The sequence below is a fragment of the Mucilaginibacter polytrichastri genome (assembly GCF_001911425.1).
Taxonomy (GTDB): domain Bacteria; phylum Bacteroidota; class Bacteroidia; order Sphingobacteriales; family Sphingobacteriaceae; genus Mucilaginibacter; species Mucilaginibacter polytrichastri.
In genome coordinates this window covers 3,999,917-4,026,417 of sequence record NZ_MPPL01000001.1, presented here as the reverse complement: position 1 = coordinate 4,026,417, position 26,501 = coordinate 3,999,917, and the positions used below count along the sequence as shown (strand labels likewise).

The 26,501-nt window shown below is 41.4% G+C and carries 25 protein-coding genes and 1 pseudogene; 18 read left to right on the top strand and 8 right to left on the bottom strand.

Translation table 11 applies throughout. The annotated features are described in order from the left end of the window. Nucleotides 1-109 precede the first annotated feature (109 nt). On the bottom strand, nt 110-2,476 hold the full coding sequence (locus RG47T_RS17100; protein ID WP_317041630.1) for a DUF5686 and carboxypeptidase-like regulatory domain-containing protein: 2,367 nt from the start codon (nt 2,474-2,476) through the stop codon (nt 110-112). 235 nt (nt 2,477-2,711) lie between these two features. Between RG47T_RS17100 and RG47T_RS17095 the strand changes: the two genes are divergently transcribed. The 9 genes from RG47T_RS17095 to RG47T_RS17050 all read left to right on the top strand — a co-directional run bounded on the left by RG47T_RS17095 (nt 2,712) and on the right by RG47T_RS17050 (nt 9,577). Continuing rightward, nucleotides 2,712-3,182: a YHS domain-containing (seleno)protein gene (locus tag RG47T_RS17095; RefSeq protein ID WP_074490620.1), complete on the top strand. Its 471-nt coding sequence runs from the start codon at nt 2,712-2,714 to the stop codon at nt 3,180-3,182. A gap of 52 nt (nt 3,183-3,234) precedes the next feature. Next, nucleotides 3,235-3,672, top strand: coding sequence for a YHS domain-containing (seleno)protein (locus RG47T_RS17090; RefSeq protein ID WP_074490619.1), 438 nt, complete (start codon nt 3,235-3,237; stop codon nt 3,670-3,672). Between the two features lie 74 nt (nt 3,673-3,746). Then, the gene (locus RG47T_RS17085; RefSeq protein WP_074490618.1) at nt 3,747-4,463 is read left to right on the top strand and encodes a phosphopantothenoylcysteine decarboxylase domain-containing protein; all 717 of its coding nucleotides are present in this window, start codon (nt 3,747-3,749) and stop codon (nt 4,461-4,463) included. Then, nucleotides 4,444-4,839 (top strand): DoxX family protein, encoded by a 396-nt coding sequence (locus tag RG47T_RS17080; protein WP_074490616.1) that lies wholly within the window; start codon nt 4,444-4,446, stop codon nt 4,837-4,839. The genes RG47T_RS17085 and RG47T_RS17080 overlap by 20 nt, the downstream gene beginning before the upstream one ends. A 28-nt stretch (nt 4,840-4,867) precedes the next feature. Further along, nucleotides 4,868-5,368, top strand: coding sequence for a hypothetical protein (locus RG47T_RS17075; protein WP_074490614.1), 501 nt, complete (start codon nt 4,868-4,870; stop codon nt 5,366-5,368). Next, nucleotides 5,356-7,146 (top strand): NRDE family protein, encoded by a 1,791-nt coding sequence (locus tag RG47T_RS25575; protein ID WP_083627443.1) that lies wholly within the window; start codon nt 5,356-5,358, stop codon nt 7,144-7,146. Before RG47T_RS17075 ends, RG47T_RS25575 begins: the two co-directional genes overlap by 13 nt. Beyond that, complete coding sequence (locus RG47T_RS17060; RefSeq protein ID WP_074490613.1) at nt 7,143-7,808, top strand: LysE family transporter; 666 nt, start codon at nt 7,143-7,145, stop codon at nt 7,806-7,808. Before RG47T_RS25575 ends, RG47T_RS17060 begins: the two co-directional genes overlap by 4 nt. A gap of 293 nt (nt 7,809-8,101) precedes the next feature. Then, nucleotides 8,102-8,551 carry a thioredoxin family protein gene (locus RG47T_RS17055; RefSeq protein WP_074490611.1) on the top strand — a complete coding sequence of 150 codons (450 nt, stop codon included), beginning with the start codon at nt 8,102-8,104 and terminating at the stop codon, nt 8,549-8,551. A 192-nt stretch (nt 8,552-8,743) separates the two neighbouring features. Continuing rightward, on the top strand, nt 8,744-9,577 hold the full coding sequence (locus RG47T_RS17050) for an adenine nucleotide alpha hydrolase family protein (RefSeq protein WP_074490610.1): 834 nt from the start codon (nt 8,744-8,746) through the stop codon (nt 9,575-9,577). Between the two features lie 225 nt (nt 9,578-9,802). On the opposite strand, the gene RG47T_RS17045 is transcribed toward RG47T_RS17050, so the two are convergent. The 4 genes from RG47T_RS17045 to RG47T_RS26805 all read right to left on the bottom strand — a co-directional run bounded on the left by RG47T_RS17045 (nt 9,803) and on the right by RG47T_RS26805 (nt 14,664). After that, nucleotides 9,803-11,638, bottom strand: a complete 1,836-nt coding sequence (locus RG47T_RS17045; protein WP_074490609.1) for a Rieske 2Fe-2S domain-containing protein — start codon at nt 11,636-11,638, stop codon at nt 9,803-9,805. A gap of 431 nt (nt 11,639-12,069) precedes the next feature. Beyond that, nucleotides 12,070-12,987 (bottom strand): MGH1-like glycoside hydrolase domain-containing protein, encoded by a 918-nt coding sequence (locus RG47T_RS26815; RefSeq protein ID WP_253187534.1) that lies wholly within the window; start codon nt 12,985-12,987, stop codon nt 12,070-12,072. Nucleotides 12,988-13,120: 133 nt separating this feature from the next. Next, the gene (locus RG47T_RS26810) at nt 13,121-14,224 is read right to left on the bottom strand and encodes an MGH1-like glycoside hydrolase domain-containing protein (protein WP_245770852.1); all 1,104 of its coding nucleotides are present in this window, start codon (nt 14,222-14,224) and stop codon (nt 13,121-13,123) included. After that, a complete protein-coding gene (locus RG47T_RS26805; protein ID WP_245770853.1) occupies nt 14,221-14,664 on the bottom strand; it encodes a hypothetical protein in 444 nt (147 codons plus the stop codon). The genes RG47T_RS26810 and RG47T_RS26805 overlap by 4 nt, the downstream gene beginning before the upstream one ends. Before the next feature lie 481 nt (nt 14,665-15,145). On the opposite strand from RG47T_RS26805, the gene RG47T_RS17030 reads away from it, so the two are divergent. From RG47T_RS17030 to RG47T_RS16990, 9 genes and pseudogenes are all read left to right on the top strand, one after another. Further along, complete coding sequence (locus RG47T_RS17030; protein WP_074490606.1) at nt 15,146-15,838, top strand: response regulator transcription factor; 693 nt, start codon at nt 15,146-15,148, stop codon at nt 15,836-15,838. After that, nucleotides 15,835-17,307 carry a HAMP domain-containing sensor histidine kinase gene (locus RG47T_RS25770; protein ID WP_074490604.1) on the top strand — a complete coding sequence of 491 codons (1,473 nt, stop codon included), beginning with the start codon at nt 15,835-15,837 and terminating at the stop codon, nt 17,305-17,307. Before RG47T_RS17030 ends, RG47T_RS25770 begins: the two co-directional genes overlap by 4 nt. A gap of 83 nt (nt 17,308-17,390) precedes the next feature. Next, on the top strand, nt 17,391-19,091 hold the full coding sequence (locus RG47T_RS17020) for a protein-disulfide reductase DsbD family protein (RefSeq protein ID WP_074490603.1): 1,701 nt from the start codon (nt 17,391-17,393) through the stop codon (nt 19,089-19,091). A gap of 10 nt (nt 19,092-19,101) precedes the next feature. After that, nucleotides 19,102-20,229: a TlpA disulfide reductase family protein gene (locus RG47T_RS17015; RefSeq protein ID WP_074493542.1), complete on the top strand. Its 1,128-nt coding sequence runs from the start codon at nt 19,102-19,104 to the stop codon at nt 20,227-20,229. 27 nt (nt 20,230-20,256) lie between these two features. Beyond that, entirely contained in the window at nt 20,257-20,901 is a 645-nt protein-coding gene (msrA, locus tag RG47T_RS17010) for a peptide-methionine (S)-S-oxide reductase MsrA (RefSeq protein WP_074490601.1), read from the top strand. Nucleotides 20,902-20,906: 5 nt separating this feature from the next. Next, on the top strand, nt 20,907-21,431 hold the full coding sequence (gene msrB, locus RG47T_RS17005; protein ID WP_074490600.1) for a peptide-methionine (R)-S-oxide reductase MsrB: 525 nt from the start codon (nt 20,907-20,909) through the stop codon (nt 21,429-21,431). 34 nt (nt 21,432-21,465) lie between these two features. Then, entirely contained in the window at nt 21,466-21,909 is a 444-nt protein-coding gene (locus RG47T_RS17000; protein ID WP_074490599.1) for a protein-disulfide reductase DsbD domain-containing protein, read from the top strand. Between the two features lie 11 nt (nt 21,910-21,920). Beyond that, nucleotides 21,921-22,708 (top strand): annotated as a pseudogene (locus tag RG47T_RS16995) (NAD(P)/FAD-dependent oxidoreductase). Nucleotides 22,709-22,746: 38 nt separating this feature from the next. Beyond that, nucleotides 22,747-23,316 carry a sigma-70 family RNA polymerase sigma factor gene (locus tag RG47T_RS16990; protein WP_074490598.1) on the top strand — a complete coding sequence of 190 codons (570 nt, stop codon included), beginning with the start codon at nt 22,747-22,749 and terminating at the stop codon, nt 23,314-23,316. Between the two features lie 231 nt (nt 23,317-23,547). Here the strand turns inward: RG47T_RS16990 and RG47T_RS16985 are convergent, their stop codons facing one another. The 3 genes from RG47T_RS16985 to RG47T_RS16975 all read right to left on the bottom strand — a co-directional run bounded on the left by RG47T_RS16985 (nt 23,548) and on the right by RG47T_RS16975 (nt 26,405). After that, nucleotides 23,548-24,222, bottom strand: coding sequence for an SDR family NAD(P)-dependent oxidoreductase (locus tag RG47T_RS16985; protein WP_074490597.1), 675 nt, complete (start codon nt 24,220-24,222; stop codon nt 23,548-23,550). A 103-nt stretch (nt 24,223-24,325) separates the two neighbouring features. Beyond that, nucleotides 24,326-25,306: a type I glyceraldehyde-3-phosphate dehydrogenase gene (gene gap / locus RG47T_RS16980; protein ID WP_074490595.1), complete on the bottom strand. Its 981-nt coding sequence runs from the start codon at nt 25,304-25,306 to the stop codon at nt 24,326-24,328. Nucleotides 25,307-25,427: 121 nt separating this feature from the next. After that, the gene (locus RG47T_RS16975) at nt 25,428-26,405 is read right to left on the bottom strand and encodes an alpha/beta fold hydrolase (protein WP_083627441.1); all 978 of its coding nucleotides are present in this window, start codon (nt 26,403-26,405) and stop codon (nt 25,428-25,430) included. Between the last annotated feature and the right edge of the window lie 96 nt (nt 26,406-26,501).

Here is a 26,501-nt window from a genome sequence, read left to right as displayed (position 1 = left end):
GCGACGGACAAGGCTGACACCAATGAATTTAAAAATATTCTCAACGCCCACACTACCCTCCAGATACGGTATTTTACCCAGCGCATAAGTAATCGGTTTACCGTTTCCATCAATTAGGAACTGGTATAAGCCAGGGTGCAGTTTGGTTGCTAACGCCTCCGTACAGGGCTTTAAAGGAAGCCGTTTCTCTCCATTTAAGCCTTTTAAATAACGGGATTTTATTTAAAAAGAAGCCGTTAAAGTGCTGTGTATAATTAAAGCTTTCGTAGTGATCACTCACGAATTCTAGGAAGTTCATTAAATTATAAGCGTCTGGGTCAAAGGAGTAAGTTTGATTGGCGCGGTGTATGGTAAGCAAAGGATAAGGGAGTTTCCCGAATATATGCCCTCCTTCCAGGGACACGTCGGCATATCCCAATTGGGACAGGTACAAATGTTTGTCAAGACGTGCATGTAGAGTTTGGTAATTATATTCCCCGCCAAAGGCATCTTTTATCCCTTCAGTAAAATCAAGCGCGAGTACCGGGTATTTGTTTGGTATCGGGATCCGATAGATCCTATCCTGGTAAAATTCTTCGTGCGGTGCATACCGCAGTCCTACTGTTGCCTCTGTAGAAGTAAGGCTGCTATGGTTTACATTTACCCCACCAACGTGGTTGATAAAGCTCAATGATCCGGCGGGTGACTGCGTCAGGTTCCTGAAACCCAGGGTATATGAAAAATGGCTTTGAAATTCCTTGACGTAGTCCAGCTTATAAAAGTCATTATACAGGTATTTGTCGTTGTTCCCCCTTTTAAAAGAAAGCAGGAAATTATTTTCCACTACGAACTGCAAAGGATCTCCCGGAATCCGGGTATCACGTTCAAAACTGCCCCTGATGTAATTTTGTGGAAATTTGTAGATGGAATTGCTGTTAAAGGAATAAGTGCCACTTAGAAAATACTTCCATCGCTCGTCTTTGAAACCATAGGCTGCATAGGTCTCGAAATAATAGCGCTTACTTAGCTCCGGAGTCGTTCGCCCGCCAACCCGTAGTTTTAGTCCTTCAATCGGGTTGAAGCTGTAAAATGTATTGGCCGGCCCCAGCTCAAAAGGCCCGAATGACTTATATCCCGCTATGACAAAGGTTACTAATGCGATTGTCCGTTTATAAGAAGGAATAGTCTGGAGCGTATCAATATTATGATAAACTTTAGCTTCGGCAGTCGTAAGCGTGTCCAGCCGGTTTTGAGCCCAGTAATCATCGGTCCGCTTGTTCGCGTTGTCAGCTATTACGGCCTCCTGACCAGCATAGGTGGAATCGGGTAATGCTTTATCACCCAAATAATCTTTAATGGTGATCGTCCGGTTTCCAATTGCTCCGCCTTTGCCGTTCTGATTAAGTCCAAAATCAACCAGAATATTACTTTTACTTAAATGGTAACGGCCGTTGGTGTTCTGTTCAAAATCAAGGCTGACGTTCATTGACCGTACAAAGTTGATATTGATATTTTTATTAATGTAAATGATCGCTTTCTGCACGGCATAATTGCCATCCATAGTGATATATATTTTGCCTTCAAAAAGAAGGTCACTGGAATTACGGGGGGTAAAACTCAGCTCGATTACTTTGGAATTATTTACGGTAATGGTATCTGTAATAAAGAATTTGTAAAAAGTCGGAGCTGTTCCCGCGATTGGGCTAAGGAATAGTTTAGAAAGAAGGTAGACATCGTTTGAATAAATGTCAACATCGTATAGGAGGTGCTTGTAATATTTAGCAATACCTTCATTATCTATATAATTGGCGAGGTTAATATTCTTTTGGGCAAGGACAATATTTTTCTTTTTTTTCGGATTTTTCCGGTAATAAACCTGGGTTAATTTTTCATCCAGGTAAATAGGCAGCAGGGATTTGCCCGGCACCATTGTTGTGTCCCGGTTATCCAGGAAAAATTTGTATTTCCTAAAAAACTTCTTATCGGACAAAGCAGGTGAAAGATTGGCCAAAGAAAGCTGTAACTTATCATATTCCTTATATTGAACATAGGCATTGTTTTCCGGTCTGTTCTGCTCTTTATGGGCAATAACCTGCCTGATCAGTTCTACCGCAGGATTATCTTTATTCCGGTACTTTCCTCGTTTGGCAGACCTGATAATAACCTCGTTTAGCTTTCGTGTATTGGATATCAGTTCGACATTGATCGTTTGGGTTTTGCCGGGAATCACAGGGGCATAAAAAGTAGCATATCCGGAATAAGAGATCTTGACCTGTGTAAATGCGTTATCAGCTTTCAATGAAAAATTTCCCCTGCTGTCTGTTGAAGTACCTACTGTCGATTTAAAGAAAGTTACACTTACATAGGCAAGCGGGAGCTTGGTTTCGGCATCGATAACTTTTCCGTTTATTTTCGTTTGCTGTGCAAATAGCGTCACCGGAAAATACAGGGCAACTAATAAGATGTAAGTCCACTGGTAGGAATGCTTAACGCTCATAAGTAAATGGTAAGAAAAATTTATAAGGGAAGTAAGCTGACATGAAAATTGCACCTTGATTTCCTGATTTTCTCTTTGGTCGGAAAGGCGGCAGAATCCTTACAAAAAAATTAAAAAAATTAAAAGGCGTTACTAGCTGACCGGACCAGGCATTTATGTTCCAAAAAAAATAATTCAAATTTTTTTGTAAGGGTTATCTTTTTTCTGCGACAAAGCCAGAAAAAAGAATCAAACCATGAAAAAATTATTCACCATTCTGCTGTTTTCCGTCATTACTGTAGGGATAGCATCTGCACAGGACCAGACAGGGCTGCGTAAAAAACAATACAATATTGATAAATCAGGTTTGGCGATAAAAGGATATGACCCGGTAAGCTATTTCACGACTCAGAAAGCAATCGAAGGAAAATCAGAATTCTCGCTGACCGAACAGGGTGTAACCTATCATTTCGCCTCGGCCCAAAACAGGGATTTGTTTAAAGGAGAGCCAGCCAAATATGAACCCCAGTACGGCGGTTGGTGTGCTTATGCCATGGGTGCTACCGGTGAAAAGGTAGATGTTGACCCCGGAACCTTCAAATTGCTTGATGGTAAATTATACCTTTTTTATAACGCGTTTTTTAACAACACCAAAAAAACCTGGAATAAGGACGAAAAAAACCTCAAAACCAAGGCAGACGCAAACTGGACTAAAATCAACCGGTAAGCTGTCACCCTTCTACCTATTTTCCATTATTAACTTATTTAAATAACTCAAAATGAAACAGTTAATTATCATCGCCCTATTTGCTTTTTTTAGCATTGTAGAGGCTAAAGCACAACAATCAGAAATTTTCGTTACCGGCGGAAAGGCTATTAAAGGCTACGATGCGGTAGCATTCTTCAAACAATCCAAAGCGGTAAAAGGGGCGGATAGCCTTTCTTACCAATGGAAAGGCGCTACCTGGCTTTTCGCCAGTCAGGAAGATTTAAACGCCTTTAAAGCAACACCAGAAAAATATGCTCCTCAGTATGGTGGCTATTGTGCCTACGGAACCTCACAGGGTCATAAAGCGCCAACTCAGACAGAAACCTGGACGGTTGTTGACGACAAGCTATATTTCAATTACAATGCTAAAGTTAAAGAGATATGGACTAAGGATCAGGCAAATTTCATACAGACAGCCGACCAGAAATGGCCCGACCTGAAAAAATAACTAATTATCCATCATAACGGTGTATGGCCTCTAAAATGTGGCCATACACTTTGAGACAATCATTTCCAAAGTATATGAGCGCCATATTTCAAAAGCCAATCGTACTGATTACAGCCGGTCCAACCAGGGAAGCGATAGACCCGGTACGCTACATTACCAACCATTCTTCGGGTAAGATGGGTTATGCCATAGCAGAATCATTTCTTGAAAAGGGTTTTGCAGTAGTATTGGTTTCGGGCCCTGTAACGCTAAAACTCGCCCATCCGAACCTTACCAATATCGCTGTTACATCTGCGGATGAAATGTATAATGCATGTCGCCCTTACTTTCTTACAGCCCAAATCGCAGTTTTTGCCGCTGCCGTTGCCGATTACAAATCAGCAGAGGTATGTACACAGAAAATGAAAAAATCCGGAAACGAACTTAACCTTCGACTTGTCAAAAATGTGGATATCGCTTATGAGTTTGGACAGCTTAAACAAAAAGGTCAGTTGTCAGTCGGTTTTGCCCTGGAAACGAATGATGAGGAGCAGAACGCGCTCAAAAAGCTAAATACTAAGAATCTTGATATGGTGATCTTGAATTCCGTACAGGATGAAGGGGCCACCTTCGGTTATGATACCAACAAGATCACTATTATTAACCAAGATCTGGTGAGCCGCACTTTCCCTTTAAAATCTAAAAAGGAAGTCGGAAAAGATATTGCAGACGCTGCGATCAGCTATGCCAACAACCAAAGTTCATTTCAACAAACACTTAAAACCAATCATCATGAGTTACACACAGTTTAATGTAATGGTTTGGGCACTGCGCCTTGTTGCCGCAGGTATTATGCTGCAAACCTTGTTTTTCAAATTTACCGCTGCTCCGGAATCCGTTTACATTTTCACTAAACTGGGTTTAGAACCATGGGGGAGGATTGGCATAGGTTCACTGGAATTAATAGCGTCTATTCTGGTGCTTATCCCGCGCACCACCAGCTACGGCGCTTTACTGGCAGTCGGTGTTATGGCCGGCGCCCTGTTTTCTCATCTAACCCAATTGGGGATCGTAGTACAGGATGACGGAGGCCAGTTGTTCATTTTAGCGCTTATTGTTTTCGTAGCCTGCTCGCTGCTGCTGATCATCTTCCGGAAACAGAACTTTCTACACTACATTCTCCGCTAAACAAGCTTGTAATTAACCTAATAATCAAATGAAACTCAGAGAACCCATTTCCAATTTATTGGAGCAATTACAGTTTGTACTTGACGGACTGACCAATGAACAATACGCGCAGCCGGTAAGTGTATTGTCTGGATCAACAACCGGGCAGCATACCCGCCATATCCTGGAATTTTTTATAGAACTCAACCAGGGATATGTAAGTGGAATCGTCAACTATGACAAGCGCACACGTAACCGTATGATCGAAACCGATAAAAATTTTGCCATAAAGACACTGCTTGAGATTGTAGCGGGATTGGTTAAACCCGACCGGGAACTGTTGTTGCATGTCGAATATTTAGAAAGCGATCCTGAACCAATTCCGGTTTTTACCAACTACTCGCGGGAATTAGTTTATAACCTGGAACACATGGTTCACCATATGGCACTAATCCGCATTGGGGTAAATGCTGTTGCCGACCTGGAAATCCCGGAAGGTTTTGGTATAGCTGCATCTACGCTCAAATTCAGGAAGGCATGTGCACAGTAACTTATATCCCGTCAAAAGAAGGTTTTTACCTGACTTCTAATCGGGACGAAAGTATTAACCGGGGTCAGGCCATTGCGCCCAGGGAATATGATGGCGGCAAAAGCAAACTCATTTATCCAAAAGATGCGGATAAAAACGGCAGCTGGATCGCAGCAAAAAACAATGGCGATGCGGTCGTCCTGCTGAATGGCGCTTTCATTAAGCACGCTGTTCAACCGCATTATAAAACAAGCAGGGGACTGGTTTTAATGGATATTATCCAAGCCGACTACCCGGACTTATTTTACAAAGCCATGGATCTTGTTGGTGTCGAGCCATTTACTATCGTGCTTTATGTATCAGGAAAATTATATGAGTGCCGCTGGGATGGGGAAAGGAAACAAATCCTATTACTGGATAGATCAAAATCCTATATATGGTCATCTGCTACCCTATACGACAAAATGGCCATTGCTAAAAGAAAAAGTTGGTTTAATGAATTTCGAAAATCAAGACTATCACAGGTAAAGGAGGGGATACTACACTTTCACAGGTATGGCGGAGCGGGTGATGTAAAAGACGGTCTGGTGATTGACAGGGATGGCAAGATGAAGACGATGAGCATTACCAACATAACCATTAGTCCACTGGGAATAACCATGATCTACAATGATCTTAAGGATCAAAAGCAGTATACAAGCAAGCTCGCCTTAGAACCCGGTATTGAATCAACCAAGGGTAAAGCCGCGAAAATCCGGCTACTGATGTTAAGGATTTTTTTCATCAAATTATTCAATTGGGAATACTGGCCATTCCGGGCGGTCTATCTGCTAATCATGCCTTATTGGTTTTGGCTTGGCCTTAAAGCCCGTTCGCTTTTCTTTTTTAACACCTCCAATCCGTTGATCCAGAACGGTGGCTTTGCTATGGAAAGCAAAGACCTGATCTATGCACTAATGCCGGATGAGTATTATCCTCGGACGTTGTGTTTTAAGGCCGGAACTGATATAGCTTACATACAGGCAAAACTTCAATCGAAAAAGCTGACATACCCGGCTATAGCTAAGCCAGACATTGGCGGCAGAGGGGTTCTTGTTAAAAAGGTCCATAACGACGAGGAACTTGCTGGTTACATCAAAAACATGAAGGTTGATTTCCTGTTGCAGGAATTCGTAGAATTCAAGAAGGAAGTAGGCATATTTTATTACCGGATACCGGGAGAAGAGAAAGGCCATATATCAGGTATCGTAGGTAAAGAATTCTTAACGGTTACAGGGGATGGATCGTCAACTATTGAAGAGTTATTAATTAATGAGTCGCGCTTCCTGTTACAACTGAAGGTATTACAGCATTCACATCAGGAGGTTCTCCAACAGATATTAAATCGGGGACAAAATAAAACACTGGTGCCCTATGGCAACCATGCCCGCGGAGCTAAGTTTATTGACCTGAGCCACCTGATCAGTGAGAAGCTTACCAATACCATTGATGCCGTATGCCGCCAGATTCCTGAATTTTATTTTGGCCGGATGGATGTGATGTATAATAACTGGGAAGATCTTTGTGAAGGCCGAAACTTTTCTATTGTTGAATTGAATGGCGCAGGCAGCGAACCTACCCATATTTATGACTCGAGGCATTCTATTTTCTTTGCCTGGAAGGAAATAATCAGACACTGGAAACTGTTATACCGCATCAGCAAGCTGAACCATGAACAACAAGGGCTGCCCTATATGACTTACCGCCAGGGAACCGAGATGTTGAAAAATAATACAGCGTACGAAAAATTAGTTTCATGAGCCTTTCCAGATATACCAAACTTTTCTTTGTTGCCTTTAGCATCAGTTTTATTGGCTCTTTACCAATAGGAACCTTAAACGCAAGCGTTGCCAATTTTGCATTGAACAATAATTTCACGGGCGCATTCCAATTCGGCTCTGCCGCAATCCTGGTAGAAATTATCCTCGTCCGGATTGCCCTGATCGTGATCGATAAGCTTACTTATTTAAAAAGACTCTTTCTTTTACTGAGTATAGCTGTCTGTATCGTTATTTTATTATTGGCTTATCGCACACTGGAAGCTGCATTTCATATGAAAAACTTTGAGGATGTTTTACCGTTTGTGGGCATGAATGCTTTTTATTCCGGGTTGGCCCTTAGTTTGCTTAACCCGCTTCATTTACCTTTCTGGATGGGTTGGACTGCTGTATTGAAAGGACGAAATGTATTGATCAGTACACCCAGGGCCTACAATCTATATATTATAGCCATCGGCCTGGGTACCAGCACTTCCTTTATTATTTACGGCTTTGCGGGTAATTATTTAATGGACGCGCTAAAGGCACAGCATAACCTGATCAACTGGATATTGGGTGCCACCTTACTATTAACCGGCCTGGTGCTGGCTTATAAACTGATCAACAAACAGTTTTTAAAGCCTAAAACTACTTCAGTCGAATAAACTAAATTCCATCAATAAATCTGATCACGCTTTGCCTTTTCCTGTAAACCGAAAGCTGAACAATGTCAGGCCTCGAATAGTGCCCTGAGGGATCAATGTTCTGGCGCTCTTCCATAACGGGCGTATGTTCAATAGCCGTAACAATTAATTTTTCTTCGTTACCCTGCTAAGATAATAAACCGCAATTCGATAGAAGATTCACCTATAAATTATTGTCGATTTTTAGTGTAAGGAAACTTCATTTCTACCGACTAAATAGCAAAACCATTAGGTTTTTATTTATTAATGAACATATGAAAAAGACAGTTTCAATATTATCAATGTTGGTGATCGCTGTGGGCATCTGCCTTTACATGGCCTCCTGTAGGACCAGTTATAAGCCCCTGCTACATTCACAGGAAGGTATTAATTTTAAAGTTACAACACTGGCGGATGCCAGGCAAAGCGCTGAAGCTCAAAACAAGCCGCTATTTGTTTTTGCACACGCGTCTTGGTGCCCAACCTGTAAAAAGATGGAACAGGAAGTGCTTATTCAAAAAGAATTGGGGGCTGCATATAACCAGGATTTCGTAAATGTGGCTATTGATATCGACAGTCCTGATGGAAAAGAACTGCAAAAAATTTATCCCATAAGAGCAACGCCGACACTGTTTTTCTTTAATAAAGGAGGGAACATTGCCAAGAAAATCGAGGGCTACACGACCGCAGAAAAACTATTAGCGGAAGCAAAAACCATCAAATAAGCCGTAATCAGATAACAAAATTTTACTGTCTTCTGGAGTAGTTATTGAGAATTTTGGTGAGGATGTACCTGAAAATAATCTGATTGTGTAAATCAAAAATCCAAGCGCAAACCTGTTTACCGTCTGGTTTAGCCGAATGCTATTAGCTAGGTACACAATATTTCAATTATATGTGCCAGATAAAAACTGCTCATGAAAAATATTTTAATGTTCAACGATTTTTCTTCCGAGGCGGAGCATGCTATAGAATTCGCTCTGCTTTTGGCTGCTAAAACTAATTCCAAACTTTACATTTGGAACACCTTAGTGAAACGTAAAAATCTCATTGCAAAGGAACTTACTGTGGGACATTGCAGCGAAGAAATAGAAGTATCTGTTGATGGTAGCGGAGCGGTATCAAAGTTTGATTCCGGACTAACTTGGAATGGTGGGTTACCGTCCCAAGTTAGATTTATTGCAGGCATTGATTTTGCTGTTGGCAATGTGCTTTCCATTGTAGAAGAATTTGAAATAGGAATGCTGGTTATGGGATTAACGCCTAACAGTGAGGGTGTAAAGCTTATTGAAGCCGAAACAATTAAATGTGCTACAAAGTCAGGCTGTCCAATATTACTCATTCCGGAAAAGTTTGAATTTAAGTACTTTAAAAAAATTGTTTATCCCACTGATCTGCGTTATTCCCCGCATGAAATTTTATCATTTTTAAACCAACTTGCCGAGTCAGTCAATGCCAGCATCCTGATTGCCAATATAGCTTTGAGGGGATTACCTTTTATGGAAGATAGCTATGCTGTTACTATTTTTAAAGAGGCCATATCGAAGAGTGGCAAACGAGCGCAATTTTATTTTAATAATGTGAGAGAAAGGGATGTGCCCAGGGCTATAGATGTGCTGATAAACGGAATGAATAATGATCTGCTGGTGCTGATGAACAACAGGTTTCACTTTAATGAATTGTTAGGTTATAGCAAACCGTACGCCGTACCGTCTAATATCCGCGTGCCGTTATTAATTTTCCCCACATAAATAGTAATATTATCTATGAATTAAACGAACACAACTCTGTAAATCCGGCCTTAAGCTAATTAAAGGCTTTTGATTATTTAGTAAACTAATCTAAAGTTTGGGAACAGATAGTCTAAGAAATTCTTACTCCAATTAGTCTCCGCCGCCCGATTGGACTGTTCTTCTTTGAAGCAGGTCGCTAAACATGTGTTACGTGACAATTTTTGATTTTAATATGCTTATAGATCATTGAAACAAAGAATATACTTCCTTAGCCGGATCTGTATAAAAGACATACCAATTGTCATAGCGAAAAAGTGTTCCTGTTATTTTCACAGGCTCAGCAACAAACTTAATAACCTGTGCATTAATTTTCTCGCCATGCCTCCCAAGGAGAACGGCATACTGACTTTGACCGTGTATATCTTTAAATGCAAGCATGGGCATTATTCCACCGCTGATACATAAAATGGCACAGCTGCGATGAGGTTTTCCCTCGCCAGGATTCATTGCCCCCAAATAACATTTGGGATCTATGATTTCGCCAAATATAGCGGTGTCACACAATTTTCTTAATTGACCTGTCGGTAATCCATTATTTTTATTTAATATTTTAATTGATAAAGCTCCATAGGTAAGTTCCATAGCTGTCACTTTATTGCGTATGATAAATGCACCATTAATTTCGGCGGTGTAATTGTTAGTATTATACCTTTTCCTTATAGAATCTACCAATCCGTCCGCACCAAATTTAGCGTTATTAATAAGCGGATATGTTTTGATGGTCAAACGCCCAGATGCATCTTTTCCTGTAAGGGTTCTAATTGCTGGAAAAGGATATTCTATTAGCTGCCCGCGGACTATCTTCAAATTTTTGTAGTCAAAAGATGATAAAGCAATATGCTTTTGTTTAACAGTAAAACCCACTGCAATAATTAAACTTAGCGCAATAATTCCAATAATTGATCTGCTGACAAACTTTATAATTGACGCAGGGTTGTTGTCATTCCATCCAATAAAAAATCCTGATAATGGGCTTCTGATTTGCTCGGAGAGTATGATCGGTTCTACAGCGGTTCCTTCGGGCATCGCCTTCGTATTTATATAAATTGCATGCCCCTCTACTTTCAGATTATAGGTGGCCAGCTTTTCTGTAAACGGCGCGGGGGCGCAGCCGTCAACAGGCTGGTACTGGTAACCGTGCCAAGGGCAGATTATACACCCGTCAACAATTTTACCTTCGCCCAGCGGCCCGTTTTGATGCTTGCATACATTATAAACGGCACTTAATCTATTACCGTACTTGAAAATAGCAACTCTTTCATTATTTACAACAGCCATTTTCGCGTGGCTTTCCTGTATCTCACTGACAAGACATACATAAACCCAATTATTTTTATCTGGTAGATGCTTTCGGCTATCAAATTTCCATTCCTTATATCCTGAAATGATATGCACTGCTGCCACTGCTGCCAACCCGGTTATGAGCATACAAAATATTACCGGGCTATCTTCCAGTTGAATAACACCTAACAAAACATGCATAATAATGAGCCCATAAGCTAAATAGACCATCATGTGCAGGGCTTTCCAAATTCTGGGTGAAAGAAAATTGAGCCAGAAATCATGGCTGGTAAAAGCCATTACCATAAGGATAAGATAAGCTGCAAAGCCCAGTGTTTGAAACGGAAAAAATCTAAGTGAATCATAATGAGTATTCCCGGCAAATAAGGACACCAGCGGATGGACATTACCGCCTGAATGAAACCATATCAGGCTTAATATAGCATGTACGGATGTTATGAAAAACATAGTAACACCTAAATGCCTTCGGTTATACAGCATCGGTAAAAATTTTGGTTGCAGCCTGCAGAGGGGGCCAATCATCAGGATGATATGTAATAATATGATTGCCAGTAGGCCAAAACCACGTATTAAGACCGTGACAAGGATCAGTTGTGGAAATAATACACTGTTTAACAAAATGAAAACCGTGAAATATACCGCAATTGAAACCCACAAAAATAAGTCATACTTTTTTTTGAATTTATTCCATAAAACAGGGCTGTAGACTACACTCATAAGACGTAAAGATTTATTGTGGCAGGTAAGGAATTTTGATGTACGCGACTATACATAAGGTAAGGACAACTGCTGCAAGTATCAGCCAGATCAGGAAGTGAATCTTTCGGGACGCTATTATCATGATATGTAAATTTTAATAAGCATTACGGGCCACAAAACAATACTGCCGGGAATTATGATCAACCTGAACCACAATGATGTATGCCTGATACCAAATTCTCCTTTACCAGGATTAATAAAGGCAAACCAAATTGCGAATAGAAACCCCAGAAACAGGTAGGCATATAGAAAACAAATTATCAGCATATACTTTTTAAATCCAACATTTTATTACCGCGATGCTTAAGAAAATTACTTGCACAGTGTTGTACAAGTGATCTCCGTTTTTTTATAATTTGACGGCTAAGGTGTTGCATTTGCAATCGATTTTAGTTTTGAATTAGTTTAGCAATAAGACCTGTCCAACCGGTTTGATGTGAGGCACCTGCTCCGCGACCGGTATCTCCATGAAAGTATTCGTAAAACTGGATGTAATTATTAAAATAGGGATCGTTTTGCAACAAATCATTAGTTCCAAGAAACGGCCGCTTATTATACTCATCCTTTAAGAATAATTTCGTTAAACGCATCGAAAGTTCTTTTGAAACCTCGTCAAGATCCATGTAATTACCGCTGCCAACAGGATGCTCTACCTTAAATTCGGGCCCGTAATACTGATGAAATTTAGAAAGGCTCGTGATGATCATGTAGTTCACTGGCATCCATATCGGGCCGCGCCAGTTGCTGTTTCCACCAAATAAATCTGTAGTCGATTCACCGGGGGTATAATCCACCGTCAGGGTTTGACCATCTACGTAAAAATGATAGGGGTTCTTTTCGTGGAATTTGCTAAGCGCCCTGATGCCGTATTTACTCAAAAACTCGGTTTCATCCAGCATACGTAGCAGGATTTTTTTCATGCGATGCCCGCGCAGTAATGAAAGCAGGTGTTTATCTCCCATACCCTTCTCACCCCAATGGCTGACCAAGCCGGCCAAGTGCGGATTGTGATTAAGAAACCAGTTTAGCCGTTCAGAAAACTCAGGCAGTTCTTTTAGGATTTCATCGTCCAGTATCTCAACTGCGAAAAGAGGGATCAGGCCAACCATCGATCTCACTTTCAGCTTTATGCCTTCGTGGTGTGGTAATTTTAAATTATCATAAAAGAATTGATCCGCTTCGTCCCAAAGGCCCTTACCTCCCATGCCAGCCATTGCTGAAGCGATATAGAGGAAATGTTCGAAAAACTTAGTGCTCATATCAGCGTAGATCTTTCGGTGCCTTGCCAATTCCAATGAAATACGCATTAAGTTTAAAGCATACATGGCCATCCAGCTGGTACCATCCGATTGTTCAAGATGGCCGCCTGTGGGCAATGGGCTACTACGGTCAAAAACGCAAATATTATCTAAGCCTAAAAAGCCGCCTTCAAAGATGTTGTTACCCCTCGGAGTCTTTCCGGTTTACCCACCAGGTGAAGTTGATTATGAGTTTATGAAAGATCGATTCCAAAAAATCCAGATCAGGTTTGCCACCGTTATTGGACTTGTCGGTTTGATAAACCTCCCAGGCAGACCACGCATGTACGGGTGGATTTACATCGCCAAATGCCCATTCATAGGCTGGTAGCTGGCCATTAGGGTGCATATACCATTCCTTGGTGACCAATTGAAGTTGGCTTTTTGCAAATTCACTGTCCACCAATGCCAAAGGAATACAGTGAAAAGCCAGATCCCATGCCGCATACCAAGGGTATTCCCACTTATCGGGCATGGAGATAATGTCGGCATTATTAAGATGCTTCCATTCATTGTTGCGGCCATTGTTCCTGCTTGTCGAAGGTTGTGGCTGTGCGGGGTCGCCTTTTAACCATTGCGCTATATCAAAATAAAAAAATTGCTTGCTCCAAAGCATCCCGGCAAACGCTTGTCGCTGAACCAGCTTTTCGTCATCGGTCTTTATTCCCTGCTGCAGTTCTGTATAAAATTCTTTGCTATCAGCCAAGCATTCTTCAAACAGTTCATCGAAATCCTTAAAAGGAGATTTGTTTTTTTTGTTCTCCAACCTCAAATTAATTATATGTGATGAGTTTGCAGCAACAGTAACATCGTAATCTATGGTTACCTTAGTCCCGAAGTTTTCCTTATTAACCGCGTTGATTTTGTTATGAACCAGAAATTCGTTAATCCCATCCTTGCTAAAAGGCTTGTCATTGGCGTAGCTAAATAGTTTTTCGGTATTGGTTTCGTTATCGCAAAAAAGTAATGGTGCATTGTCCTTGACATGAAGCGTAAAACCGGGAAGTTGATCATGGTCAACAATAATGCTTCCATTGCCGTCAGCCTTTAACGATGGTTTATAATCGTCGTAACCCCAGGCCCAAGTATTCCTGAACCATAACGTCGGTAAAATATGCAGAGAGGCATTTTCATCACTACGGTTACAAACGTTTATTTTTATTAATATGTCTTCCGTGTCTGCCTTGGCATATTCAACAAACACATCAAAATATTTGCCCTTATTGAAAACCCCAGTATCGATCAACTCAAACTCGGGTTCCAGTTTCGAGCGTCCGCCATTAACATCGACCAACTCGGCATACGGGAATGCCGCCTGTGGATATTGTATAGCATTTTCATGTAGGAATGGCTGGGGGTTGAATCCAGATAATAGTATAATTCCTTTACGTCCTCTCCATGATTGCCTTCATGGTTGTTTAGGCCAAAGTAGCGTTCCTTGATAATAGGGTCTTTTTTGTTCCATAAGCTAATAGCAAAACACAGCAACTGGTCATTATCACATATACCGGCTATCCCATCTTCACCCCAGCGCCAGGCCTTGCTCCTTGCCATGTCATGCGTAGTATGATCCCATGGGGTGCCATCCTCACTATAATCCTCTCTTACCGTACCCCATTGCCGATCTGACAAGTACGGGCCCCATTTTTTGCTTTTAGGGTCGGCTAATCTTCTTTTCTCGCTCATTTATTTTTTTTTTTACCCTTTTGGACTACAGTCCGATAAAGCCTTACGCCGCCATCAAAAATGAAATTAGCTTATAAGACTCCGGCATTTGTTGACAGCCATTCGTTGTTCTTGCAATACCAACAGTATTTAAAGGCACTGATACTGGATTAATATCAGGGATTTCGATAAAACATTTGGCGTTTTGGGTTATCTGTTAATAGGATTGGGAATAGCGCCAAAATTGATGCTGTTGATCCTGCTATATTGTTTAATAAAAGTGTGTTGCATTTCATTTTGCTATTTGTCGGCGAAGTAGCAAATTCCTTACAGTCAAATGGAAAAAAATATGAAAATCTGGCGTAGCCTTTTTGAGCAGAAAAAAGAACCAAACATTTTTTTCGTTAAGTCTTTGGGAAATACCACTGCACAACAATCAACAAATTGATGACATCATTTAAAGGTTGTTTTTCATTTGTTACCTTCGAAAATATTTTATAGCATGAAAGATATCCTATTAGTTGAAGATGACCCGGAGATCGCCAAATTACTGCAACTACATTATAAAGAACCGAATTACAAACTGATTCACACCTACAGCGGTAAAGACGGGCTGGAGAAAGCATTAACGGGTAATTTCGATCTGATCATTCTTGACCTGACCTTGCCGGATATGGACGGCATGGAAGTTTGCAAGGGTATCAGGGATCATAAGGTGCCCAGCGCTATCCTTATGCTCACCTCCAAATCTGAGGAAATTGACAAAGTGCTTGCCCTTGAACTGGGCGCTGACGATTATGTAACCAAACCTTTTGGGATCAGGGAACTGATGGCGAGGTCAAAGGCGCTTATCAGGAGAGCAGAGCAGGTACCGCAACCATCTCCTGCGCTAGCTAAAGAAATAATCGTTAAAGAATTGGCCATTGACCTCAACCTCAGGAAGGTTACATTGAAAGGAATCCGGCTCGAACTTACTCACAAAGAATTCGACCTATTGGTGCTCCTTGCCTCCAACCCTGGAAAAGCATTTACCCGGCAGGAGTTGCTGGAGCAAGTCTGGGGTTATACCTTTTCGGGTTACGAGCATACGGTTACCGCGCATATAAACCGGCTAAGAATAAAAATCGAGTCAGACCTGGATCAACCAGAATATATATTAACCAGCTGGGGTATCGGCTACAGATTTATCGGATGAAAACAAAGCCGACAGGTATCTTTTCGCGCATCGGGATCTTTGTATTCCTGGTGATCGCTGCATTAGGTGTATTGTTTGTATATGTAACTTATACAGCAACCAGTGATTACTACCAGGGGAGCACGCAATTACTCAATAAAGATATCGCCGGGCATATTGCGAAACTTTCCGCCCCCTTTTCCAAAGAAGGCATTGATCACAAAAAGGCCGATTCTGTCTTTAACAGTACGATGATCATAAGCCCGAATACAGAAGTCTACTTTTTGGACACCATGGGGAACGTGAAATATTATTATGCTCCGGACTCTCTCGTCAAACAACGGAAAGTACCTATTGATAAGATTGAGACTTACTTAAGTGACCATTTACACCTGATCAAAAATACTGATCCTCGTGATCCCGGCACACCAAAAATATTTTCTGCGGCGCCAGTCATCTTCGCTGACCAAAAGATCGGCTATATTTATGTGATCCTGGCCGGCAAGGAATACCGGAACGTTGCTGAATTTGTATTTAAGTCGGAGGTAGGTGGCTGGGCCACTAAGGTCTTTTTCATTATTATACTGGCAACAGTCGTTTTTAGTTTACTGTATACTTCACGCCTGCAAAAAAGATTTAACCATGTTATTCATATTTTAGATCAGTTCAAAGAAGGTAACCTAAACGTCCGTTTTAATATCGGAGCGCAGGACGAGTTTTTCCCAATTGCCGATGCGTTTAATAAAATGGTGGCGATGCTCGACGATAATTTTACGCGATTAAAATTATTGGAAAACGAGCGTAAGAACTTCCTTGCGAATATCTCGCACGACCTGCGTACACCGCTGGCAGTGGCCAGAGGTTATACAGAAACGTTGTTAATAGAAACCACGGCTAGCCGGGATGAACAGGAAAATCACCTCGAAATAATTCTGAACAAGATCATGCAGGTTGAAAAATTAGTACTGCAGCTTTTTGAGCTTTCCAAAATGGAATCGGTCAATTTCACACCGCAAAAAGAGCCTTTTGTATTTTCAGAAATTCTACAGGAGGTCATTAAAGGGGCAGAATTCCAGGCCAGGAAAAAAGACATTGTCATTACCTGCGAAAACTGCGAGGATAGCAGCATGATTGAAGCCGACATCAGCATGATGGAACGGGTTGTACAAAACCTGTTGGAAAACGCTGTGAAATATACTGCCGAAAATGGATTTATCAGGATTGCCTTATCACGAGAGTCCGGTAAATTAATTGTCCTGCTGGAAAACAGCGGGATGCTGATAGCCGATGAATTGTTGGACTGGATTAATAACAGCAACGTAGAAGAGGTTATTAACAGGCCTAAAAAAGCAGGCTTGGGACTGGCGCTTGTTAAGCGCATCCTGCATTTACATCAGTTTGACTTTATTGCCGATATCTCTGACGGAAAACATAATCGATTTATTATCAGTATGGATAGTTATAAAAAGCCTACACAAAAAGTACTATAAACGGAGGATATGTTATACTTCTGTGATAACTTATAGGGGGTGAATGAGCGAGTTTTGGGGACATAAAGTTCTCGGAAAAACTCATGAAAAATCACATAAAGAATCACCTAAAAAAACTGCCCTATTTATTATTGGTATTGTTTTGCTTGCTGACTGTAAGGGTACAGGCTGCAAGCCCTGATCAAAAGGCTGACAGCGTTAGTACCGCTGATGTCCAGTTTAAACCACTGACAGCGGACACGGCAACAGTAGCTGCAACTCCTATAGTAAAGGCAACCTCACTAAGTCAACCGGCAGGAAAAACCGTCGGCGTGACTAACCCTGCAAAAGCACCGTTAAGCTTATGGACAATATTCATCGCCGGTTTTATCGGCGGTTTAGCAGCTTTATTGCTGCCCTGTATATTCCCGATGCTACCGCTTACCGTTGGTTTTTTTACCAAACGGCACAGCAACCCTAAAAAGGGTATATTGGATGCAGCCATTTATGGCCTGTCTATCATCCTGATCTATGTAGGATTGGGTATGCTGATTACAGTGATCTTCGGTGCCGATGCATTAAACGCCCTTTCTACAAATGGCATCTTTAATTTTGTTTTCTTCTTGTTGCTGGTAGTGTTCGCTGCTTCCTTCTTTGGCGCATTCGAAATTACCCTACCCAACAAATGGGCTAATAAAGCCGAAGAAAACACGGAAAGAAAGGGATTTGCCGGCATATTTTTCATGGCAGCCGCGCTTGCTTTGGTTTCTTTCAGCTGTACCGGGCCGATCATCGGCACACTATTGGTACAGGCAGCAACCTCAGGGGCTCGGTTGGGCCCGGCAGTCGGCATGCTGGGATTTTCGATTGCTTTGTCATTCCCCTTCGTACTATTTGCACTCTTCCCATCCTGGTTAAATAATCTCCCAAAATCGGGCGGCTGGTTAAACAGCGTCAAAGTGTTCCTTGGTTTCCTGGAACTGGCGCTATCCTTAAAGTTTCTAAGCAATGTGGATCTTACTTATCACTGGCATTTATTTGACAGGGAAGTGTTCCTGGTGCTGTGGATAATAATCGCAGCTTTAACAGGGTTCTACCTATTAGGTAAATTAAAACTCGGTCATGACTCGGACGTGGCTTACATCTCTGTGCCACGATTGTTCCTGGCGATCATCGTGCTTTCGTTTTCGGTTTATATGGTGCCGGGTTTATGGGGTGCACCTTTAAAATCTATCGCGGCATTTCTGCCACCGCAGGCCAGCCAGGATTTTGATCTATATACGCCTACATTATCAGGCGGGAACAGCAATACCGGTATTACGACATTGGCTAACGAAGCTCCGCACAAGTACGCCAACCTTTTTGATAAACCATTAAATCTGAATCCATTCTTTGATTACAGGGAAGGCGTTGCTTATGCGCAAAAAGTGCACAAACCGGTCATCATTGATTTTACAGGACATGCCTGTGTTAACTGCCGTAAAATGGAAGCAACCGTATGGCCTAATAAAAAGGTGCTGCCATTATTGAAAGACAGCTACGTGCTGATCCAGCTTTATGTCGATGATAAAACGGAACTGCCGGCAAACGAACAGTATGTCAGCAGCTTCAGCCGCAGGAAGATCACCAATATAGGTGCATTGAACAGCGACATCCAGGCAACACGTTTCAATACCAATTCCCAGCCCTATTATGTATTACTGAACCCGGTAACAGAAACAACACTGTTAACACCTGAAGGCGCAGATTATGACCCGGCAGCCTATTATACCTACCTGCAATCAGGCCTTAAGTTATTCAAATAATAAAACTAAAATGATGAAAAACATAATCATGCTATCCGGTATGTTGGCCTTAAGTGTGTCGCTGTTTTCCTGCAAGGATAACGCCGCATTTACCATCTCCGGGACCATTAAAAATCCGGCAAAACTCAAAACAGTTTACTTACTGGGCGCAGACAGTTCGGCGCAGTTTAAAGCAATTGACTCATCTGCTATAAATGCTGATGGCAGCTATAAGTTCAGGCATTCTTCACCTTACGTCAATTTATATAAACTAAAAGCTGATACCACCCAGTTTGACCTGGTGGCGCAAAACGGTGATGCGATTGAACTGAATACCGACCTGGCTGACAGCCAGCATCAATATATGATCGCCGGTTCTGAAACCTCTGAAAAAATAAAAGCATTCGATGATTTCAGCAAGACTTTTACGGACAAGAACAACAAGATAGTAGCCGAGTTTAATGCCAAATCTCAGCAGTTGGGGCAGCAACCGGATGCCTTATTGAAAATTTATATGCCCTTATTCCAAAAGAACCTCGCTGTTTACAGCGACGCGGTTTTAAAATTTATCGATGACAATAAGTATTCGCTGGCAGCATTCTATGCGTATACAGCACTGGATGCCGTGAAGTATGAGTCCAAACTGATTGCTTATGCGGATAATATCAGGAGCAACGGAAATTTAAATAAAAATCCTGCCGTCCGGAATTTTATATCGGCCATGGACAAAATCAAACCATTATCAATTGGCCATAAAGCGCCGGACTTTACGATCAGCAGCATTGATGGCAAGACAGTGAAACTATCTGATTATAGAGGCAAATACGTTATGGTCGATTTCTGGGCGTCCTGGTGCGTGCCCTGCCGGCAGGAAAATCCTAATGTATTAAAGCAGTACAATACCTTTCATTCAAAGGGCTTCAATGTACTTGGCGTATCACTGGATAAAGACAAGGCAGCGTGGCTAATAGCGGTGAATGACGATAAGCTCACCTGGACACAAACCTCTGATCTGGAAAGCTTCCAGGGTAGGGCTGAACAGCTTTATCATATCGAGGCCATTCCCTCCAACTTTATTATTGACCCGCAGGGGAACATCGCCGCCAAAAATATTCGTGGAGCCGACCTCGAAGTATTCCTGAATAAAACCATCCATTAAATCAACATCAAACCAAATTCAAAAAAGATGAAAAAGATCATTTGCTATATCCTGTTAACGGTGTCTGGTGCCTGTGCAGCATTTGCCCAATCGCCAAAAGAAAAAAGTCAATCCAGTATCAAAGCGGCACATTTAGACACGGCCACATTGGCTACCGGTTGCTTCTGGTGCACCGAAGCTAAATTCAAAGAACTTCGGGGCGTGGTAAAGGTAACCTCGGGTTTCGCGGGCGGCCATACCGTTAATCCCACCTATGAACAGGTATGTACCGGAACTACCGGTCACGCCGAGGCCTGTAACATCATATTCGATCCGAAACAGATCAGCTTTGATGAATTACTTGAAGTATTCTTTACTGATCATGACCCTACGCAATTAAACAGGCAGGGTAATGACGTAGGCACCCAATACCGCTCGGCTATCTTCTATCATAACAGCGCTCAAAAACAAAAGGCGCAGTACTACATCAAAAAAATCAATGACGAGAAGGCCTATCCAAACCCGGTTGTAACCCAGGTAGTTCCTTTCAAGGTTTTCTATAAAGCGGAAGGATATCACCAGAATTACTTCAGTAAAAATGGAAGCGTTCCCTACTGCAAGCTCGTTATTCAGCCGGAACTGGATAAGTTCAGAAAAGCTTTTGCCAACAAACTAAAAACCTCTAATAAATAATAATCATGAAATTAACCATCATTTTATCAGCTTTAATGCTGATCACAATAACCGGCGTTTTTGCGCAACACCTGAAGTCTGCTAACGGACACGTAAACAATCCCTATTATTCCAATACGGACACCAAAAAGTTAAACGTAACAGATGCTCAATGGAAAAAGATACTGCCTTCGGCTTTGTATGCCACAGCACGGGAGCAGGCAACCGAACCGCCATTCACCGGGCAGTACTGGAATAAGGATGCTAAAGGAACTTACTATTGTGCTGTTTGCGGTAATGAGCTTTTTAAGTCTGATGCTAAATTTTCCAGCACTTGCGGTTGGCCGAGTTTTTTCGCGCCTACAAGGAAGAACAGTGTGATTTACCGGGATGATCAATCTCATGGCATGGAGCGTACCGAAGTGATCTGCGCACGCTGCGGCTCACATCTAGGACATATCTTCAACGATGGACCTGCGCCCACATACAAGCGCTTTTGCATGAATTCGATATCACTGGACTTTCAGCCGGATCGTTTGGCAAGTAGGTAACAACAAAGAACAAGTAGATTTTAATTATAAAAAAATGAAAAAAATAGTGTTAATAATCTCTATAGCCCTAATAGGGACAAGCGCATTTAGTCAGATCGAAAAACCAGTAAAATGGTCTTTCGCCATCAAAAGAGAAAGTAAAGATGAGGCGGTTGTCTTTTTAAAGGCAGACATACAAAACAGCTGGCATATCTACTCCCTGGATCAAAAGGATGGAGGCCCAATTAAAACAGCCTTTACTTTTTTACCCTCTTCAGCTTATTCGCTAATAGGAAAAGCAACTCAGCCGAAGCCGTATACCAAGTTTGAAAGCGCATTCAATATGAATGTCTCTTATTTTGAAAATGCAGTAGTATTTCAGCAAAAGATCAAACTTAAATTGGGGAAAGGCACACTGCATGGAAAGTTGGAGTATATGACCTGCAACAATCAAAAATGTTTACCTCCGGAAGATCTGGACTTTGCAATTAACCTTTAATCCTGATAAAAATGTCAGCAGAAACTGAATACGTAAAATGCCTGATCATAGGTTCAGGCCCGGCGGGTTACACTGCCGCAATATACGCAGCACGCGCCGACCTAAAACCAGTATTATATACCGGTGTCATTGCCGGTGGCCAGCTTACTCAAACCACCGAGGTAGAAAATTATCCGGGCTACCCAGATGGAATCCAGGGGACTGAAATGATGGAAAACTTCCGTAAGCAGGCAGAACGCCTGGGAACAGATATCCGGTTTGGTTATATCACTTCAGTAGATTTTTCGACTCTCCCGCATAAAGTGGTAGTAGACGAAAATAAGATGCTCACAGCAGATGCTGTAATTATATTGACCGGAGCTTCTGCAAAATGGCTTGGGCTTGAATCAGAACAAAAATACAACGGCTTCGGCGTTTCGGCCTGTGCCGTTTGCGACGGCTTTTTCTTTAAAGGACAGGACGTGGCCATCGTCGGCGCGGTGGACTGAATGTTACCGGGGTTAGGGTGCTTAACACTAAAACTCGGAAAGAAAGTATTCTAGACATTACAGGATTTTTTGTTGCCATAGGCCATCATCCCAATACGGATATTTTTAAAGGCTGGATACATATGGACGAAGTCGGTTATATAAAAACCACACCAGGGGCATCCACAACCAATATCGAAGGTGTGTTTTGCTGCGGCGATGCACAGGATCATATCTACCGGCAAGCGGTTACTGCTGCAGGTAGTGGTTGCATGGCAGCCATTGACGCTGAACGATACCTGGCAGCTCAGGAACATATAGTGACCACCTGAGTATTTACATCCCTAAAAGATTAAATAAAAGGAAAAAGATGTTACCAAACCAAGCAAAGGCGAATCCCCACCAATGGGTGGAAATGTATGCAGATTATCTTTACGCCTACGCAATTACACGTATTGGCGATGAAGATCAGGTACGTGATTTAGTGCAGGAAACTTTCTTAGCGGGACTGGAACACGCAGATAATTTTGAGGGCAAAAGCTCTGAGCGTACTTGGCTAACAGCCATTTTGAAAAATAAGATCATTGATGTTTATCGCAAGAGGCCGAAACTGGCCACAACGAAAAGTATTGATGTGCATGAAGAGGAAACGCAGTTCTTTGATCAGGAAATGAACAACTGGAAAAAAGAGCACTGGCCAGAGACCTTTGGTATTGAGCAGGAAGACCCATTACAAAATAAGGAACTCCAAGTTATTTTGCGAAAATGCATGCAGAAGCTGCCGCCCTTATGGCTGGCTGTATTTTCGATGAAACATGTAGATGATGAATCCACCATGACTATTTGTTCGGAGCTAAAGGTTTCCGACGCCAACTTTTGGGTTATCATCCATCGCGCCAAAGTTAATTTGCGGGCATGCCTTCAAAAAAACTGGATTTGAGATGATGAATTAAGATCGAATTAACCAGCATTCTAAATAGAATAACGAGTAGATTAAAATTTGCCGAAAAGTATGGATCAAGGCAAATTCACTAAGGGATTAACAAGCAAATAACTATATCGCAGATAATTATCATAGTGCGATAATTAGATAATATAGCTAAATTTAGTTGGAGAACATTTATTTAAGTCGTTTAGTTGAATCCTAACTAAACGACTTAAGCTTTTGTGTTTAAAATGAATCTATTCCAGGAATTGTAATATCCCAAAACTTGCCGTTTACGTTGTTATTGATGATTCCAGTGTAAAGTCCATCTGCCGAATCTTTTGTCGTCAAAGGAGCCTGGTCACCACCCAGTTTGGTTTGAACCCACCCAGGATGAAAAGAAGTAACGGTTATCCCTTTTTCCGACAACCGTGTTGCGAGTATCGCAGCATACATGTTTATTGCTGCTTTTGACAATCTGTACCCAGGTCCATTAGGGGCCGCGTTTCTTGGTAAACCCATGTTACTTGATATAAAAGCCACTTTGCCTTCAGCGTTTATATGCGCTAACAATGGCTCAGTAAAGAAGACAACACCAGTAATGTTGGTGTTGATTGTCTGTGTAAAAGAATCATATTGCGGGTCAATGGAAAATATATCAGGTGCTGCCCCTGCATTATTTACAAGGAGGTCAATGTTGTCTGATATTTCCAATATTTGCTTAACGGCATTTTCACCACTTGACTTTTCAGTTGCTTCCAATTGAACAACTTCCAAATTGGGGTGTGAAAACCCACTGAGGTTTCCTGTTCTTGTAGTTCCTATTACATTGTAGTTTTCCTCTAACAATTTTTTTGTCAGCGCTAAACCTATACCACTGCTTACACCTGTAATTACTGCAGTTTTATTTGACTTGTCCATTTCTATTTTTTTGAATTAGTTGTTTGTTTTGAGTTTATCTGTGTTTAAGCAGCCATTAAAAACTTCCATGACTTGCTTATCATTTCCTAATATCCCTTTTAGCTTACGCCAATTGTAACACTAATTCTGCAATACGATTAGATATACCAAATTCATTATCATACCAAGCGACAATTTTAACCAGTTTGCCTATATTTTTTGTTAGGGTTCCATCAATGATAGAAGAATGAGGGTTACCAATAATGTCGGAAGAAACTAATAATTCTTCAGTATACTCCAAAATGCCTTTTAACGAACCATTGGCATATTCCTTTAGAATGCCGTTTATTTCCTCTGCTGCAACTTCTTTTCTAAGATTAATCGACATCTCAACTACCGAACCGTCGATAACAGGTACCCGGTAAGAATAACCATCTAATTTGCCTTTTAACTCTGGCAGTACATCACCGATTGCCTTTGCAGCGCCTGTAGAAGTTGGGATAATAGAGTATGTTGCGGCCCTGGCTCTTCGAAGATCCTTGTGCGGAGCGTCCTGCAAATTCTGATCTGCGGTAAAGGCATGAATAGTTGTTATAAATCCGTTTTCAATACCAAATTCCTTATCTAAAACGAAAAGTACAGGGGCAATTCCTCCGGTTGTACATGATGCTGTGGAATAAATATTATCGTCGCCAATAAGGCTATTGTTAACTCCATGAACAATAGTTTTAATGCCGCCTGTTGCCGGCGCAGTAATTAGTACCTTTTTCGAGCCTGCCATAATATGCGCTTGTGCCTTTTCTTTGTCAGTAAATCGCCCGGTAGACTCAATTACCAAGTCAATGTCTAACTTATCCCAAGGCAATTGAGCAGGATCTTTCTCGCTAAAAAGTAAGATCTTTTTTCCGTTCACAATGATGGAATCTTCTTCCGCCACTACTGTACCCGGAAAACGACCATGTGCCGTATCATATTTTAGTAAATGCGCTAAAGTTATGACGTCTGTCAGGTCATTAACGGCTACTACCTCAATATCGATTTTATCCTGTAGGGCCCGTAATACCATTCGGCCAATCCTTCCAAATCCGTTAATTGCTATTTTCATATGTATTAAAATTTAATGTTAATATCATCTTACAGCACATTCCTGAAATCATACATATTGTAAAATATTCATGTGCTTAGATATGTAGTAGGCAGTGCCCTACCATTACAAGATGTGCTATTTATTTAGGCAATCCAGCTAAAAATATTAATATATCATTGCTAATCTCCTTGCAATGGGTTTCCAGTGCAAAATGTCCGGTATCATAAAATTTGACAATCGCCGCCGGAATATCCCGTTTGTAAGCCTCTGCTCCTTCAGGAAGAAAGAATGGATCTTTGCTGCCCCAGACAGCCAGCATTTTCGGCTGATATTTTTTGAAATATGCATGGAATGCGGGGTACAGCTTTACATTCGTGCTGTAATCTTTGAGCAGGTCGAGTTGTATTTCTACATTGCCCGGACGGTCAAGAAAATGCTGATCTAACGTGTAAGATTCAGGTGCAATTAGGGATTTGTTGGTTACACCTTCCTCATATTGCCATTTGGTTAGTTTTATCGTGGTAAATTCTCTCAATGCATCCCGATTTTCTTGTGAAGGATTCTCCCAGTATTTTTGTATTGGGTTCCAGCCCTTACTTAGTCCTTCTTCATATGCGTTTCCATTCTGAGAAATAATTCCTGTAATCTTTTCAGGATTTGCAAGCGCCAGCCTAAAACCAACGGGGGCGCCATAATCAAATACATAAATAGCAAAGCGCTTTAAATCAAGTTTCTCTATAAACCCTTGCATTGTTTTGGCGAGGTTGTCAAAGGTATATTGATATTGGTCTCTATCTGGTGCATCTGAATAGCCAAACCCGGGGAGATCGGGAGCGATAACATGATACTGTTTGCTTAATAGCGGAATCAGGTTCCTGAACATATGTGAGGAAGTCGGATAGCCGTGTATTAAAAGCAGGATTGGCGCGTCCTTTGGTCCGGCTTCCCGATAAAATATATTTAACTCATTAATTTTGACGATACGATAATGAACAGAATTTGTTTCCATGATTTGGTTTTTTGATTTCGCAAGCTGTTTTGTTTGCGCCGTTGCTACTTTGGTAATTGCTAAACAGAAAATAATTCCGGCTATAATCGCGTGAAATGATCTTTTCATTTTATTTTTGTTTGTCCAAACATAACGCGCTTATTTGATTTTATAAAATGATAAATAGTGATTAAATCTATCACTATTTATGATTTTAAAATAACA

Excerpts from the sequence above, each read along its gene's own strand:
- RG47T_RS17100 (WP_317041630.1), bottom strand. The coding sequence starts at position 2,476 with ATGAGCGTTAAGCATTCCTACCAGTGGACTTACATCTTATTAGTTGCC.
- RG47T_RS17050 (WP_074490610.1), top strand. The coding sequence starts at position 8,744 with ATGAAAAATATTTTAATGTTCAACGATTTTTCTTCCGAGGCGGAGCAT.
- RG47T_RS17090 (WP_074490619.1), top strand. The coding sequence starts at position 3,235 with ATGAAACAGTTAATTATCATCGCCCTATTTGCTTTTTTTAGCATTGTA.
- msrA (WP_074490601.1), top strand. The coding sequence starts at position 20,257 with ATGAAAAAGATCATTTGCTATATCCTGTTAACGGTGTCTGGTGCCTGT.
- RG47T_RS26805 (WP_245770853.1), bottom strand. The coding sequence starts at position 14,664 with ATGAGCGAGAAAAGAAGATTAGCCGACCCTAAAAGCAAAAAATGGGGC.
- RG47T_RS17015 (WP_074493542.1), top strand. The coding sequence starts at position 19,102 with ATGATGAAAAACATAATCATGCTATCCGGTATGTTGGCCTTAAGTGTG.
- RG47T_RS17045 (WP_074490609.1), bottom strand. The coding sequence starts at position 11,638 with ATGAGTGTAGTCTACAGCCCTGTTTTATGGAATAAATTCAAAAAAAAG.
- RG47T_RS17055 (WP_074490611.1), top strand. The coding sequence starts at position 8,102 with ATGAAAAAGACAGTTTCAATATTATCAATGTTGGTGATCGCTGTGGGC.
- RG47T_RS16985 (WP_074490597.1), bottom strand. The coding sequence starts at position 24,222 with ATGGACAAGTCAAATAAAACTGCAGTAATTACAGGTGTAAGCAGTGGT.
- RG47T_RS16990 (WP_074490598.1), top strand. The coding sequence starts at position 22,747 with ATGTTACCAAACCAAGCAAAGGCGAATCCCCACCAATGGGTGGAAATG.
- RG47T_RS25575 (WP_083627443.1), top strand. The coding sequence starts at position 5,356 with ATGTGCACAGTAACTTATATCCCGTCAAAAGAAGGTTTTTACCTGACT.
- msrB (WP_074490600.1), top strand. The coding sequence starts at position 20,907 with ATGAAATTAACCATCATTTTATCAGCTTTAATGCTGATCACAATAACC.
- RG47T_RS26815 (WP_253187534.1), bottom strand. The coding sequence starts at position 12,987 with ATGCGTATTTCATTGGAATTGGCAAGGCACCGAAAGATCTACGCTGAT.
- RG47T_RS17000 (WP_074490599.1), top strand. The coding sequence starts at position 21,466 with ATGAAAAAAATAGTGTTAATAATCTCTATAGCCCTAATAGGGACAAGC.
- RG47T_RS16975 (WP_083627441.1), bottom strand. The coding sequence starts at position 26,405 with ATGAAAAGATCATTTCACGCGATTATAGCCGGAATTATTTTCTGTTTA.
- RG47T_RS17095 (WP_074490620.1), top strand. The coding sequence starts at position 2,712 with ATGAAAAAATTATTCACCATTCTGCTGTTTTCCGTCATTACTGTAGGG.
- RG47T_RS17030 (WP_074490606.1), top strand. The coding sequence starts at position 15,146 with ATGAAAGATATCCTATTAGTTGAAGATGACCCGGAGATCGCCAAATTA.
- gap (WP_074490595.1), bottom strand. The coding sequence starts at position 25,306 with ATGAAAATAGCAATTAACGGATTTGGAAGGATTGGCCGAATGGTATTA.
- RG47T_RS17075 (WP_074490614.1), top strand. The coding sequence starts at position 4,868 with ATGAAACTCAGAGAACCCATTTCCAATTTATTGGAGCAATTACAGTTT.
- RG47T_RS17085 (WP_074490618.1), top strand. The coding sequence starts at position 3,747 with ATGAGCGCCATATTTCAAAAGCCAATCGTACTGATTACAGCCGGTCCA.
- RG47T_RS25770 (WP_074490604.1), top strand. The coding sequence starts at position 15,835 with ATGAAAACAAAGCCGACAGGTATCTTTTCGCGCATCGGGATCTTTGTA.
- RG47T_RS17080 (WP_074490616.1), top strand. The coding sequence starts at position 4,444 with ATGAGTTACACACAGTTTAATGTAATGGTTTGGGCACTGCGCCTTGTT.
- RG47T_RS17020 (WP_074490603.1), top strand. The coding sequence starts at position 17,391 with ATGAAAAATCACATAAAGAATCACCTAAAAAAACTGCCCTATTTATTA.
- RG47T_RS17060 (WP_074490613.1), top strand. The coding sequence starts at position 7,143 with ATGAGCCTTTCCAGATATACCAAACTTTTCTTTGTTGCCTTTAGCATC.